Origin of the sequence: Vibrio sp. Y51_MX_L26, assembly GCF_024181935.1 — a bacterium.
Lineage (GTDB): Bacteria > Pseudomonadota > Gammaproteobacteria > Enterobacterales > Vibrionaceae > Vibrio > Vibrio diabolicus.
The window spans coordinates 429,171-443,573 of record NZ_JAMZAS010000003.1 but is presented as its reverse complement, the minus strand read 5'-3'; the positions used below and the strand labels follow the sequence as shown (position 1 = coordinate 443,573).

General features: G+C 46.5%; 15 protein-coding genes. All 15 read right to left on the bottom strand.

Annotated elements, in window-relative coordinates; all coding sequences use genetic code 11:
• The gene (locus NL645_RS10695) at positions 1–741 is read right to left on the bottom strand and encodes a protein phosphatase CheZ (RefSeq protein ID WP_006741709.1); all 741 of its coding nucleotides are present in this window, start codon (positions 739–741) and stop codon (positions 1–3) included.
• 120 nt (positions 742–861) lie between these two features.
• A complete protein-coding gene (gene cheY / locus NL645_RS10690) occupies positions 862–1,230 on the bottom strand; it encodes a chemotaxis response regulator CheY (RefSeq protein ID WP_017635949.1) in 369 nt (122 codons plus the stop codon).
• Between the two features lie 45 nt (positions 1,231–1,275).
• Positions 1,276–2,010, bottom strand: a complete 735-nt coding sequence (locus NL645_RS10685; RefSeq protein ID WP_048625854.1) for an RNA polymerase sigma factor FliA — start codon at positions 2,008–2,010, stop codon at positions 1,276–1,278.
• Positions 2,003–2,890, bottom strand: a complete 888-nt coding sequence (locus NL645_RS10680; protein WP_005380498.1) for a MinD/ParA family protein — start codon at positions 2,888–2,890, stop codon at positions 2,003–2,005. The genes NL645_RS10685 and NL645_RS10680 overlap by 8 nt, the downstream gene beginning before the upstream one ends.
• A 14-nt stretch (positions 2,891–2,904) precedes the next feature.
• Positions 2,905–4,422: a flagellar biosynthesis protein FlhF gene (flhF, locus tag NL645_RS10675; protein WP_012841533.1), complete on the bottom strand. Its 1,518-nt coding sequence runs from the start codon at positions 4,420–4,422 to the stop codon at positions 2,905–2,907.
• A 28-nt stretch (positions 4,423–4,450) separates the two neighbouring features.
• Entirely contained in the window at positions 4,451–6,550 is a 2,100-nt protein-coding gene (flhA, locus tag NL645_RS10670; RefSeq protein ID WP_041853026.1) for a flagellar biosynthesis protein FlhA, read from the bottom strand.
• Positions 6,551–6,760: 210 nt separating this feature from the next.
• On the bottom strand, positions 6,761–7,891 hold the full coding sequence (gene flhB / locus NL645_RS10665; protein WP_006741705.1) for a flagellar biosynthesis protein FlhB: 1,131 nt from the start codon (positions 7,889–7,891) through the stop codon (positions 6,761–6,763).
• A 3-nt stretch (positions 7,892–7,894) separates the two neighbouring features.
• Positions 7,895–8,677 (bottom strand): flagellar biosynthetic protein FliR, encoded by a 783-nt coding sequence (gene fliR, locus NL645_RS10660; protein ID WP_005384463.1) that lies wholly within the window; start codon positions 8,675–8,677, stop codon positions 7,895–7,897.
• 8 nt (positions 8,678–8,685) lie between these two features.
• Positions 8,686–8,955 carry a flagellar biosynthesis protein FliQ gene (gene fliQ, locus NL645_RS10655; protein WP_012841532.1) on the bottom strand — a complete coding sequence of 90 codons (270 nt, stop codon included), beginning with the start codon at positions 8,953–8,955 and terminating at the stop codon, positions 8,686–8,688.
• 24 nt (positions 8,956–8,979) lie between these two features.
• On the bottom strand, positions 8,980–9,849 hold the full coding sequence (gene fliP / locus NL645_RS10650) for a flagellar type III secretion system pore protein FliP (RefSeq protein ID WP_253651685.1): 870 nt from the start codon (positions 9,847–9,849) through the stop codon (positions 8,980–8,982).
• Positions 9,836–10,249, bottom strand: a complete 414-nt coding sequence (gene fliO / locus NL645_RS10645; protein WP_253651684.1) for a flagellar biosynthetic protein FliO — start codon at positions 10,247–10,249, stop codon at positions 9,836–9,838. The genes fliP and fliO overlap by 14 nt, the downstream gene beginning before the upstream one ends.
• A 1-nt stretch (position 10,250) precedes the next feature.
• Positions 10,251–10,661 carry a flagellar motor switch protein FliN gene (fliN, locus tag NL645_RS10640; protein ID WP_012841530.1) on the bottom strand — a complete coding sequence of 137 codons (411 nt, stop codon included), beginning with the start codon at positions 10,659–10,661 and terminating at the stop codon, positions 10,251–10,253.
• A 59-nt stretch (positions 10,662–10,720) separates the two neighbouring features.
• Positions 10,721–11,767 (bottom strand): flagellar motor switch protein FliM, encoded by a 1,047-nt coding sequence (gene fliM, locus NL645_RS10635; protein WP_253651683.1) that lies wholly within the window; start codon positions 11,765–11,767, stop codon positions 10,721–10,723.
• A 7-nt stretch (positions 11,768–11,774) separates the two neighbouring features.
• Positions 11,775–12,278 carry a flagellar basal body-associated protein FliL gene (fliL, locus tag NL645_RS10630; RefSeq protein ID WP_253651682.1) on the bottom strand — a complete coding sequence of 168 codons (504 nt, stop codon included), beginning with the start codon at positions 12,276–12,278 and terminating at the stop codon, positions 11,775–11,777.
• An 85-nt stretch (positions 12,279–12,363) separates the two neighbouring features.
• Positions 12,364–14,235 carry a flagellar hook-length control protein FliK gene (locus tag NL645_RS10625; RefSeq protein WP_253651681.1) on the bottom strand — a complete coding sequence of 624 codons (1,872 nt, stop codon included), beginning with the start codon at positions 14,233–14,235 and terminating at the stop codon, positions 12,364–12,366.
• Positions 14,236–14,403 lie beyond the last annotated feature (168 nt).

Below are 14,403 nucleotides of genomic sequence, written 5' to 3'. Positions count from 1 at the left end.
TTAAAATCCAAGACTGGACAACAAGTCATCGACTTCGTCCTGCGATGAAACCGCATCTTCTCTCAGTTCTGGATGAAGAATCGGGCCTTCGGCTTCGCTTGTTTGTGTATTCTTTTTATCTGCCGGTTCTGACAAAACTTGAATGTGTTCTTCAGGTTTATTTCCAGAGAATACGGTTAGGATTTCCACTAAGCGGCCTTCTACTTCATTTACCAACGTAATTACGCGGCGAATAATTTGGCCAGTTAGGTCTTGGAAGTCTTGCGCCATGAGAATTTCGGTCAATTGACCACGCAACTCAGTGCTGTCACCTTCGACTTGAACTAATAGCTCGTCGATTCGGTGACAAAGTGCTTTGAATTCGCTTAATTCGATGCGCCCGTGCATGAGTTCATTCCATTGAGGACGAACTTTCTGAAGGCAATCATGCAGGTTGTCAGCGATAGGAAGGCAGCAGTCGACTGCATCCATCGTTTTGTTGGCTGCTAGCTCTGTCTTCTCGATCACATAATTAAGACGATCCCTTGCGTTAGGGATTTCGTCTTTCGCAATTTCGGTCATGCGCTGATCGAGACTGAACTGCTTGAGTGATTCGTGAAGGTCTCGAGTTAAGGCTCCAATTTCTTGCAGCATTGGATTCTCGGCACCTTCGTAGATCGAGGCAACAAGCATATTGGCTTGGTCTTGTTCCCCGTTTTCTAGCATTTGAACGAGTGACTTCGCCTGCTCTAGTGAGATCATTCTGAATAGACCCTTTTACGTTTAGTTCTTCTTATCACTTTAAAAACGCTAAACGAGTCATTTAATAGGTATTTAATAATTGGTATGAATGACTCGAATAACAAAGAGAAAAAGAGAGAGTTATAAACGCTCGAAAATTTTATCTAATTTTTCTTTTAATGTTGCAGCAGTAAATGGCTTAACAATGTAGCCGTTTACGCCTGCTTGAGCAGCTTCAATGATCTGCTCACGCTTCGCTTCAGCCGTGATCATTAGAACTGGCAAATGCTTAAGTTCTGCATCCGCGCGGATGTGTTTAAGCAAATCGATGCCTTGCATACCTGGCATGTTCCAGTCAGTTACAACAAAATCGAAGTCACCTTTTTTCAGCATTGGTAATGCGGTTAAACCATCGTCCGCTTCTTGAGTGTTATTGAAACCCAAGTCACGAAGCAGGTTTTTAACAATACGGCGCATTGTTGAGAAATCATCAACAATAAGGATCTTCATGTTTTTATTCAAAATTGCCTCCACTGAATCGTAAAATCAGTGTTTTTAGTCATTTTGTGTCCACGCACTGAGCTTGGTGCGCAAACGTTGCATCGCTTGACTCAGTATTTGACTTACGCGAGATTCGCTTACGCCTAACACATCGCCAATTTCTTTCAAATTGAGTTCTTCATCATAATAAAGCGAAAGTACCAAAGCTTCACGCTCTGGAAGCTGTTTTATTGATTCAACCAGTGCTTTTCGAAATGATTCATCGGCAACCCCTTTGAACGGGTTACTGTCATCAGTTTCATCTGCAGGTGAAATCACATCATCAGAAACGCCTAAATCTTCAATACCGACTAATTTTGAGCAGTTGATATCGGTCAGAGCACTATGATATTGATCCAGTGTCATACCGAGATGCGTGGCTACTTCAGAATCAGTAGGATCTCGATTTAATTCGCCTTCCAGTTCCGCAATCGCTTGGTTAATCTCTCGATTATTTTTATGAACAGAACGCGGTACCCAATCGCCTTTGCGCATGTCATCTAACATTGCGCCACGAATACGGATACCTGCATAAGTTTCAAAGCTCGCACCTTTAGAACCATCATAATTCTGCTGAGCTTCGATAAGACCGATCATGCCGGCCTGAATTAAATCCTCTACCTGAACACTCGGCGGTAAACGGCCTAATAGGTGGTGAGCAATGCGCTTAACCAACACTGAGTAGCGCTCTATAAACGCTTGCTGGCTATTAAACTTGCCATGTTGGTCATAGGTTATCGCTTTATTCACCAAAAGGGTCCTCTGCGAATTCGGTACGATTTAGCAACCTTTCCACAAAAAATTCCAAGTGTCCACTTGGTGTTTTCGGTAGTGGCCACGTTAACGCTTTGTTTGCTAGTGAGCTGATAGCTAAAGCGGCAGGTGAGCGAGGGAACGCATCAACGACAATTTTTTGTCTTTTTACAGCCTGTCGTACTTTATCATCTAATGGAATACATGCTACGAGTTCAAGGCTGACATTCAAGAATCGCTCTGTGACTAGCGTCAACTTTGCAAACAATTCTCGCCCTTCACGGTAGCTTCTGACCATATTTGCTACAACTTTAAAGCGTTGGACCTGGTGTTCTTTACTTAACAGCTTAATTAACGCATATGCATCTGTGATTGAAGTTGGTTCATCACACACAACCACAACGACGTCTTGAGCTGCTCGCGAAAAACTGATTACCATGTCAGAAATGCCTGCGGCGGTATCTATCAGCAGGACGTCCATTTCGTCTTCAAGACTACCAAATGCTCGAATGAGTCCAGCATGTTGAGCGTGAGAAAGCTCAGTCATGCTCTGTGTGCCAGAAGTTGCAGGGATTATCTTTATACCATAAGGCCCTTCGACAATCGCATCTTTTAGCTCACATTCACCCGCTAAGACATGTCCTAGATTACGTTTTGCACGAATTCCGAGCATCACGTCCACATTGGCCAGACCTAAATCAGCGTCGAGAACCATCACCTTCTTGCCTTGGCGAGCCATACAAATCGCCAGACCCAGTGTTACGTTTGATTTCCCCACACCACCTTTGCCGCCAGTAACAGCAATCACTTTGGTCAACGATGGTTGTGTTAAGCGACGGAGGCCGCTTGCTTGATCGTGTATCATATTCTCAGTCATAGTAGTCCGCCGCCTTAGAGTCCTTCACTGTCACTGTTCCAAAAGTGAGGTTCGTTCTCTGTCGACTTCTCTAACAGTTCATTTGCTTTCGCAAGCATATATTTTGGTTGCGCTATCACAATGTCTTCTGGCACGCGCTGACCATTAGCGATGTAAGCCACTGGCATTGCGTTTTGAATCACTACACTGATGAATTCGCCTAGACTTAATGACTCATCAAGCTTCGTCATAATACAACCCGAAAGTGGTATGCGTCGGAAGTGATCCAGCGTTTCTTGTAGAACGCGACGTTGTGCGGTAGCTGGCAAAACAAGGTAGCTGTGAATCACTTCTCCGCTCTCTTGCATTAGAGTATCGAGCTGCTCAGAAAGCCTGACATCTCGTTGCCCCATCCCTGCCGTATCGACCAAAATCAGTCTTCTGTTTCTTAGCTGATATATAACATCGGCTAACTCGTTAGAATCTTTAGCAACTCTTACGGGACAACCCATGATTCTTCCGTAAATTGAGAGCTGCTCATGTGCACCTATGCGATATGTATCTGTTGTCACAAGGGCCACATTGTCGGCACCGTATTCCATGGCGGCACGTGCTGCGAGCTTCGCAACGGTGGTTGTTTTCCCCACCCCCGTCGGACCTAGCAGTGCAACCACACCACCACGTTTTAAAATGTCCTGTTTAGGAATATTGATTTGATCCGCCACCAGCGACAACAACGCTTTCCACGCTCGCGCTGGTTTTGTATCTTCCGGGATATAGCACGCCATTTGGTCTGCTAACTCCGGAGAAACGCCCATACGCTCTAAGCGCTTAATCAGCATTGCTCTGAGCGGCTCTCGACGTTCCACTTCCTGCCACATCAGGCCAGAGACTTGATGCTCTAGAAGACGACGAATTGACGTCATCTCTTCGCGCATACTCTCCAGCTCATCGGCAGACTCTTCTCGCTCATCACTTGGACGGCGGCGATCATAGCGTGTCGGATCCAACTTCGGCGTTGGACGCTCAAATCGATTATCTTGTGCGATTAACTTCGCCAAAGGTGAATCTGGTTGATATGGCGCTGGCTTTTCTTGGTTGTAGCCGTCGCGATGCTTATTCTGGCGTTGCAATAAAGCAGAGAGCGAATCTTCATTTTCCGCTACATGATCGTCAGCATCTGCTGCACCACCACTATATTGCTTAAGCATGTTAGCGAATCGCTGCGTCATCGAGCCTGTTTTTTCGTTGTTACTGTTATTACTGTTCAGGCTAATTTTATCTTCATCTAAATGACGATCTTGATAACGATCTGCAGAAGACGATGACATTTGACGATGTTCGTTATAGCGATTCGATTGAGAAGCACCGCGATTTTGTTGTGACGCTGCGCTTGCTTGAGACGGGTTAGATTCACTATCTATCGCCGCAACAATCGCCACCCCACCAGCCACTTTCTTGTTTGACATGATCACCGCTTCCGCGCCTAACTCCTCTTTCACTTGGAGCAGCGCCGTTCTCATGTCTTTGGCAAAAAATCGCTTTATTTTCAAACTATGAATCCATTAATGATGCGTGAGATCAGTTACCCACGGCTTGCACAATTCTGATCTGTTTTTCATCCGGGATTTCTTGGTAAGACAGTACCCGGAGATTAGGTATTGTGTTCTTCACAAATTTCGCCAACGTCGAGCGTAATACACCGGAAGTAAGCAGAACGGCAGGTTCGCCTTTCAATTCTTGTTCCTGTGTCGCTTGGCTTAGTGAAGACTGCAATCGTTCAGCGAGCCCCGGTTCAATCCCCGCAGATTCGCCTCCTGATGCTTGCATAGTTTGATGCAATATTTGTTCCAGTTCAGGTATCAAAGTAATCACTGGCAGCTCAGGCTCTATACCATTGATTTCTTGAACAATTAGACGTTTCAGACTAATTCGAACTGCTGCCGTCAATATGTCAGCTTCTTGACTCTTACTTGAGTACTCAGCCAAAGTTTGAACAATCGTGCGAATATCGCGGATTGGGATGGCCTCGTTTAACAAGTTTTGTAGGACTTTCACCACCACACCTAATGGTAATTGGTCAGGAACAAAGTTCTCAACCAACTTAGGCGCGCTGCGTCCTAACATTTCTAATAAATTCTCTACTTCTTCATGACCAATCAACTGCGATGCGTTATTAGTCAATAACTGGCTCAGGTGCGTCGCTAATACTGTCGATGAGTCAACAACCGTATAACCTAACGCCTGAGCATGCTCACGCTGATCTTCGCGAATCCATACAGCTTCCAGTCCAAATGCAGGGTCAATGGTTGGCTCGCCATCAATCATGCCATACACCTGACCTGGGTTAATCGCTAGCTCTTGATCCGGACGAATCTCAGCTTCGCCCACCGCAACCCCCATTAATGTGATTCGATAGCTGTTTGGCGTCAGTTCAAGGTTGTCACGTATGTGAACCGCAGGGATTAAGAACCCAAAATCTTGCGATAGCTTTTTACGCACACCTTTTACGCGCTCTAACAGTTCTCCGCCTTGGTCTCGGTCCACTAGCGGAATCAAGCGGTAACCCACTTCTAGGCCAATAATATCGACTGGCTGGACGTCGTCCCAAGAAAGCTCGCGTTGTGATGAAGGCTCTGCACCTTCGTCAGCTTTCGCTGGTAAAGCCGGTTCTTTCGCTTTCTGCTTTTGGCGTTTATCGATGAAATACGCCGCCGCGCCAGCCGCGACCGCCAGACTCAAAAACGCAAAGTGTGGCATGCCCGGTACGATGCCCATCACACCGAGAATAGCTGCGGTAATCATCAGTGCTTTTGGGTTGTCGAACATCTGGAAGACCAGCTGTTCACCCATGTCTTCATCGGTGTTTTGACGCGTCACCATCATCGCCGCTGCAATCGACAGCAATAGCGATGGAATCTGTGCAACTAGGCCGTCACCAATCGTCAGCAAAGTATAGATTTCAATTGCCTCACCGAAACCCAATCCATACTGCGCCATACCGATCGACAGACCGCCGATGATGTTGATAAACAGAATCAAAATACCGGCAATCGCGTCACCTTTTACGAACTTCGAGGCACCATCCATTGAACCGTAGAAATCCGCTTCTTTGGTCACTTCAAAACGACGAACTCTTGCTTGTTCTTGGTCTATCAATCCGGCATTTAAGTCCGCATCAATAGCCATCTGCTTACCTGGCAACGCATCAAGGGTGAAGCGAGCACTTACCTCAGAGATACGACCCGCACCTTTGGTCACCACCATAAAGTTGATGATCATTAAGATAAGGAAAACCACTAAGCCGACCGCGTAGTTACCACCAATAACGACATTACCAAACGCTTCAATTACGTTACCTGCCGCGTTGCCGCCTTCGTGACCATGCAGTAAGACAACACGTGTCGAGGCAACGTTCAGCGCCAAACGCAACAAGGTCGCGATCAGCAGTACCGTCGGAAAAGCGGCGAAGTCCAACGGACGACGTGTGTAAACGGTCACTAACAACACCACCATCGACAACGCGATGTTAAAGGTGAAGAACATATCCAGCAAAAAGGCTGGAATAGGCAGCACCACCATCGCTAAGGTGGCCAAAACCATCACCGGCGCGCCAATAGCTGGCATTTCACGCTGAGGGATTCGTGGCAATTTATCTGCAAATGGCAGGCTTAACTTCATACTACGAGAGATCTCAATCGATTGAAGCGTCACGTTAGCTCTTACTATTAATACGCGACCGCTTTGGCCTAAAAGTTTAGGTATGGTTGATAATTAAGGCGTTTTAAGCAAGCTATGTACCATAATTAACGCCAAAATAATGACTAAACACTCAAGTAGAGCTTAATATCTGATTAAATTAGCCTTTTTAGAATTAGGCTTCTTTTAGCATTAGTGCCGGTGTTCTGGCGGGATTGGCAAATCGTAATCCTGAATTTTGGGGCGCTGACCACCTCGCTTTCGGTATTGCTTCAACTGGAATACAAATGCCAAAACCTGAGCCACCGCAGTAAACAATCCATCGGGGATCTCTTGTTCTAGCTCGGTAGTATGGTACAGCGCACGAGCAAGTGGCGGAGCAGGTACAATTGTGATGTCATGCTCTCGGGCGACTTCTCGAATCTTCATTGCCATGTGATCGGTGCCTTTAGCGATCACTACCGGCGCACGGTCTGTCTTCTGTTTATAACGAAGCGCAACCGAAAAGTGCTCTGGGTTGGTAACAATAACATCAGCCTGAGGAACATCTGCCATCATACGACGTTGAGCCGCTTCTCTTTGCAGCATACGAATGCGTCCTTTGACCTCTGGCTTACCCTCGGTTTCTTTATATTCGTCTTTGACTTCTTGCTTGGTCATTTTTAACTGATCAGCGTGCTGCCAGATTTGAAATGGAATATCGATGGCAACCACGATCAACAGCGAACAGCTGATCAACAAGATAAAGTTCAGCAGAATATCTAAAGCATGGAAGATGTTTTGCGGATACACATCCATACTTAATTGAATCAGATCCGCCTGCGATGCTTGGATCAAATAGATCGCGACACCAGTAACCAAAACCACTTTAAGAATTGATTTGATCAACTCTACCCAGCTTTGCATTCCGACCATCCGCTTTAAACCGCTAAGCGGATTCATTTTTGACAGCTTTGGCATAGCCGCTTGAGCAGAAAAACTGATTCCTCCCACACCCGCAGCACCAATCATGGCGGCAGTAAACAATGTCGCTAACACCAAAAATAGTGGGAACAACAAATCGGTCATCGCCCCTAAAGCAATGTCAAATAGCTTTGCCGTATCGAAAATCTCTTCTCGTTGAAGATCAAATAAACGGCTCATGATGGAAAACAGTGAGCGTGCTAACGCCTCGCCAAACCACATCAGTGAAATGGCGCCAACGATCAGTACAGATGCTGATGCGAGTTCTTTAGACCGAGCAACCTGCCCCTTTTCTCTGGCTTGTTGTAACCGCCGGGGCGTGGCTTCTTCGGTGCGTTCCTGACCGTCTGATTCTGCCAATTCTTAACACTCCAAGCGAATGAGTCGACAAATCTGCGCCTCACCCACCGTCCAGAACATTTCATAATGACTGTAAAGGCCAGCCAGTATGTACCAACACAGTAATAGACCCACCATCAACGCAAACGCAAAACCAAGCGAAAAGATATTCAGCTGTGGTGCAGCACGGGTCATTACACCAAACGACAAGTTAATGGTAAGTAGTGCAATAATGCCAGATAGCGACATACTCAGTGCCGTTTGGAACATAATACCAAGCCAGCCTGCCATTTCACGGAAATCAACCGCGTTGAGCGAGCCGGAGCCAATCGGCAAGGTTTTAAAGCTGAACACTACCAGTTGCAGCATTTTCAAATGCCCATCGGTGGCAAGGAAAAACATTGTCGTCAAAAACATGAATAACTGACCAAGCAATGGCGTGTTCTGACCATTTGCGGGATCAACCATAGAAGCGAAACCCAAACTTGACTGCATACCCAATATTTGTCCCAACAAGACAAAGGTTTGAATCATAAATTGAGTGACCATACCCATCGCAATACCGATGATCATTTGCTCGGCAATGGTCATAAAACCCCGAAACGAGAGCAACTCAATGTCTTGGGGCACTGCAGGGATCGCTGGCATGACGGCAAAAGTAATGGCTAACCCGAGGTAAAGGCGGATTCGTGGTGAGACAAATCGAGCCCCAGTTACCGTCATCACCATCAGCATGGAAGAGATACGAACGTAGGGCCAGAAATAGTTTGCGATCCAATCTAAGACAACGCTAGTGGGGTACTCCATAGGCGCCTCTAATAAAGCACCTGAGGTAAGCGCTCAATCAAGCCATAGAAATATTCCATCAACATTTGCGTCATCCAGTGACCAAATAGCATTAGAGCCAAAAGCGTGACAATCAAACGCGGCAAGAAGCTCAATGTTTGTTCGTTGATGGAAGTCGCAGCTTGGAAAATCGCAACAATAAGGCCAATAAGCAAACTTGGGATGATAATGGCGCAGACCATGATAAGCACCATCCAAAGTGCTTCACGGAAAAGCTCGACAAACATTTCTGGTGTCATGTCTTATCCTCTATCTGCGCTTATCTAAAGGGCAAAACTGCCCGCGAGTGTCGAAAGTATCAAGTTCCAACCATCGACCAATACGAACAGCATCAACTTGAACGGCAACGAAACAATCATTGGTGACAACATCATCATACCCATTGCCATCAGTACCGACGCTACCACGAGGTCAATAATCAAAAACGGCAAGAAGAGCATAAAACCAATTTGGAATGCAGTTTTTAGCTCTGAGGTGATAAAAGCCGGAATCAACACCGCCATCGACACATCTTCTGGATTATCGACTTGCTCTCCTGACATGGTTACGAACGTCTCCAAATCTTTGATTCGGGTTTGTTTAAGCATGAAAGCTTTCATTGGTGCTTGTGCAGCATCAAACGCTTCTCTCGCAGTGACTTGCTCATTCAAATAAGGCTGAACGGCTTTATCGTTGATTTCGTTCAGGACGGGAGACATAACAAAGAAGGTCAAAAACAGAGCTATACCAATGATGACCTGATTAGACGGCGTTTGTTGCAAACCCATTGCCTGACGCAATATCGACATCACCACAACAATTCGAGTAAACGACGTCATTAGAATCACCATAGCAGGCAAGAAGCCAAGCATGGTCATTAACGCTAGGATTTGTAGCGTAACCGAGTAATCTTCACTGCCATCTGGGTTTGTGGTCATGGTAAACGCAGGGATGCCACCACCACTAGAAACGGACATAGCACGACTGGCGCCAGTATCACTTTGCATCGCCTGAACAGTGACGCTACTTCCATCGGCCAAGTTTTCAGGCAGAGCAGACTCCTCTGCCTCAGCAAACGAAAATGAAGAAAACAGCACGCCGACGAAAAGCAACAACGTGCTCAGGAGCAAACGAATCGGGTTACCCTTTGTCATGTTTTTTGATCAGTTGGCTAAATTGAGTCGCAAAAGCATTGGTCGCCAACTCTTCCTCTTTCAGTGGCTTATCTAACTTGGCTAACGTTTGGATTGATTGGCTGGTAATTCCAACCAAAAACTGCTCTTCACCCACTTGAACTACGGCGATTCTTTCTTTGGTGCCCACTGGCAACTGACTCACAATACGCAAGCCTTTTTGTTGTCCCATAACCGGCACTTGCATACGTTTAAGTAGCCAAGCCAACAAAAGAATCACGCCGATCACAAGCACAAGCGAGCCAAGTGTCGTCGCAAGATCCAGATTATTTGGTGCGGCAGCAAATGCATAAGGAGCACTCAGCATTAAGCTCAGTGCTCCAGTGATTTGCGTCAATCGCGTTTTGATTGAGCGGCTCATCTTAACGTAGCTTCTTAATTCGTTCAGTTTGGCTGATCACATCCGTCAAACGGATACCAAACTTATCGTTCACGACCACGACTTCGCCATGCGCAATCAGTGTACCGTTGACTAATACGTCCAATGACTCGCCCGCTAGACGATCCAACTCAACAACCGATCCTTGGTTCAATTGCAACAAGTTCCGAATGCTGATTTGTGACCGACCGACTTCCATCGAAATCGTCACCGGAATATCCATGATGGTGTCGAGTTTACGGCGCTCATCTTCGGTAATTGGGCTTGAAGTGTCTTTTAGCTCTTCCAGTGGCGCGGCCAATACTTCATCTACGTCAACAGAAGGTGCAGACGGGTCTTCGCCAAGAGCGGCTGCCCATTCATCTGCTAGCTTTTGATCGTCACTTGGTTCCATTTTTCTATCCTGTGTTAAGCCTTATTTAATGCCAAAGCATGTCTGTTCAATAAGGTATCTTAATCGTCTATATCGTCTTCATTCTCAAGCTCAGACATGATGTCTTTGCCCAAGAAAGCTAAATCTGTTTTGACTACATGTGGGCGCTCAATTTCCTCAGAAATTTGCACCGCTAATTTGTCTTCCGAACGGCCCATTTTTACGCGATAGGTCGGCAGGTCTTCCACAAACATTGTCGCATGTTCTGGCATTTCAATCGGAATGATGTCACCCGGTTGCAATTCCATGAGGTCACGCAAAGAGATGTCTTTTTCAAGCAAGTTAACGCGAAAGTTAACCGGACAATCCATAATCTCTTCACGTAATGCTGAGCTCCAACGGACGTCTGTCTCCATCTTGTCGGACTGAACACCTGCATCCAACAGTTCACGGATCGGCTCAACCATGGAGTAAGGCATAACGACATGAAAATCGCCGCCGCCACCATCGACCTCAATGTGGAAAGAACTCACGACAATCACTTCTGTCGGGCTGACAATGTTAGCCATACTTGGGTTTACTTCAGAGTCGAGATATTCGAACTCCACCCCCATCACTGGCGACCACGCTTCTTTGTAGTCTTCAAATACAATCTTCAGCAGCAGCTGAATGATGCGGCGTTCCGTTGGGGTAAATTCGCGCCCTTCGATTTTGGCATGGAATCGACCATCCCCACCAAAGAAGTTTTCTACCAGAATAAAGACTAAGCGAGCCTCCATGGTGATCAACGCTGTACCTTTTAACGGGCGAAAACGCACCATGTTCAAACTGGTTGGCACGTACAATGTGTTTTGGTATTCGCCAAACTTCATCATCTGCACGCCATTGATCGACACTTCTGCCGTTTTACGCAGCATATTAAACAGACTAATACGCATGTGTCGTGCAAAGCGCTCGTTGATAAGTTCGAGCGTCGGCATTCGACCACGTACAATCCTGTCTTGCGACGAGAAATCAAAATTGACGGCACCTTCGTTGTCGTTTTCTATCGTTTCATCGACGTCATCAACATCGTCAACCCCGTGCAATAGCGCATCAATTTCGTCTTGGCTTAATAGATCGGTCACGTTTTACCTATTGAATAACAAAATCTGTAAACAGTACTTTTTCAATCACTGGCTTACCGACCGCAGCGTTTAGCGCTGCTTTGATATCTTCGGAAGCTCGATCGCGCAATTCCACTCGTCCCGTTGGAGAACGCAACTGCTCAACCGTCGCCGAAGCAAACGTTGATAACAAAGAGCTCTCAATCAGTGGCGAATGGTACCGCGCCAACTCTTCATTCTCTGCGCCGCGAACCATTAACTGAGCTTTAATTTGTACCAGTCTGTCGCGACGGTCCCCAGTAACGTTAAATACAAATGCCTGAGGAAGATTCACGTAGGCAATCGGCGAGGCATCAGATGCCTTCGCTTGAACCTGTTGAGACGCTTCAGCCTGAGCTGGTTCATCAGAGCCCATGAGAAAGAACGCTGCTGCACCACCGCCAAGTAGCAATACCACAACAGCGATTATGATGATAAGTAACTTACCTTTTCCTTTCGGCGCATCGGCCCCTTGTAACTGTTCTTCTGCCATTGTTGTCTCTTATTATTCTTTTAGGTTACCGAGATGCTTAAGGAAGTCGTTTGGTAACCTTGTATTATTGCCTTTAAACGGCCTGCTATGCGTAAAAGCTAATTCCATCACGCTTTGAAGCGACATTCAAATCCAGATTGACGTCAGCATCAAAGCTCTCTTCTGATTGTCCAGAAAAACCGCTGCCTTGAGCGCTTTGACCATGTTGCTCAGCAGTATACCTACCTTGCTGCTGTCCGCTGTTTTGTTGCTGAACAGAAGAGCCAGCCAGTTGCATACCCTGCTGCGCCAACATCTCTCTCAAGCGAGGAAGCGTCTGTTCAATGATGTCACGCGCTTGCGGGTTGTTCACCGTAAAATGCACATTAGCCACATCGTTGTTCATCGTCATACGAATTTGCATACGACCTAATTCTGGTGGATCAAGACGAATATCGAGGTTTTTTAGGTTTTTCGACATCATCATTTGCACTTTTTCCGCCACTTGCTCATTGGCCAACTCTTTTGTCAGTTGCAACGGAAGCTGAGCTTGCTGCGCAGCATCAATACGCGCTTGTTGCTGCACGTTTGTTCCTTGTTGACCCGCCATCGCCTGAAGCTGCCCTGCTAAACCATGTTGAAGTTCTGGTTTATCTTGCTTATCCGCTGTCGCTTTAAGTGCACCAGCAGTCAATGCGGCATTCACAACTTTCTGGTTAACCTCTCCGTCCTTTACGCCTTGAAGCGCCGTCGGTAAATGAGCTGCGACGAACGCATCTGGCATCGGAGACAATGCGACTTTAACTGCACTCTGAACAGCTTGCGGCTGAGCTGATTGAGTCGCCAAATTAAGGGCTTGCTGAGACATCCCCATAGGCGCAGCCTGGCGAGCCAAATGATGTTGTACTTGCTGCTCTGCAAGAACCTGTTTAACGTCAGTAGGAAGCGCAACAAACTGGGCAAGATCTTGCTCAGGAATATCGGCAATGACCGTCCCTTTTTTCAACCCTTCTATGATCTCTGTTTCTTGCTGAGTCAGTGGTTTTCCCTGCGCCAGTTTGGTATCTATGAGTTCGAGTTCATCCAAGGAAACATGCTGAAGCGCATCAATTTTAGAGCCATCCAACCCCACCTCCAGTGGCGATAGTTCATTGGCAACCTCATCACTGACCATGCTCATCTCGGTTGGGTGACTGACTTGTTTAGCCAGACCTTGCCAAGTAGCAAACTCAGACGAGAGCTTATCGACATCGATAGGTTGACCATGCTTATCTAAAATTGGCTCTAAGCCTTGTTCCGCCATTGCCTGCACTTGTTCAAGCGATTGAGCTGATGGCATGTCATTCAAAGCAAGTTCATCAATGTCTGTTGTTTGCTCGTTAAACGAGTGCTCTAAACCCGCTCGTTGAGGCAAAACTTTGCCACTATCGATGGATGCATTATTCGCTTTCAAGGTTTGATTCGCTTGTTCAATACGACCAAGCAGCTGTTGTCCTTCACCCATCGCGCTTTTTGCGCCATTAGCAGCTGAAGGGGCGCTCGAGAGTGAACCTACTTTCTCAGTGACATCAGCATCATTTTGCGAGTGCGCGCCTTGTTTGGCTTCCAGTAGGCTTACTTCATCACTTTGAATGATGTTCGCATGCTCTGTCAGCATGTCGCCAGAGCGGTTTTGCTCTTGATGGCTTTCTTGCGCCAGAAACTCTTCGGCGTCGTTACTACTCGCTTGAGCCACGTCTGTGACCGCTTCTTGGCTATCAGCTTTGCCAGACGAAAGCGTGTTAATCTCGGCACTGTTTTGTTCTTCACCGTTTAGTGATTTCGTTGCTACTTTTTCTGACTTTTGTGAACCTGAAAACGCATCCGTCAAGGTTTCTAAAAATCCCTTGTTCTCCGCGTTTTCTGTAGGTGCTTGTGCGGCAGAGTCAGACACTGACGTCTTGCTCGTCGCAGAAACATTGGACAAATTCACATTCATATAGAAATTCTCATTATCAGCAGCTTCGAGCGCTAGGCCGCTGCTAAATTGCACACGGTGGCAAATTTAGGTTATTGGGATGATCATCTACAAAGATATCTGCAAAAATTACGCCAATAACAAGCTCATTGCTGCAGTGACAAAACGAGTGTCATAAGTGGAAGCAAC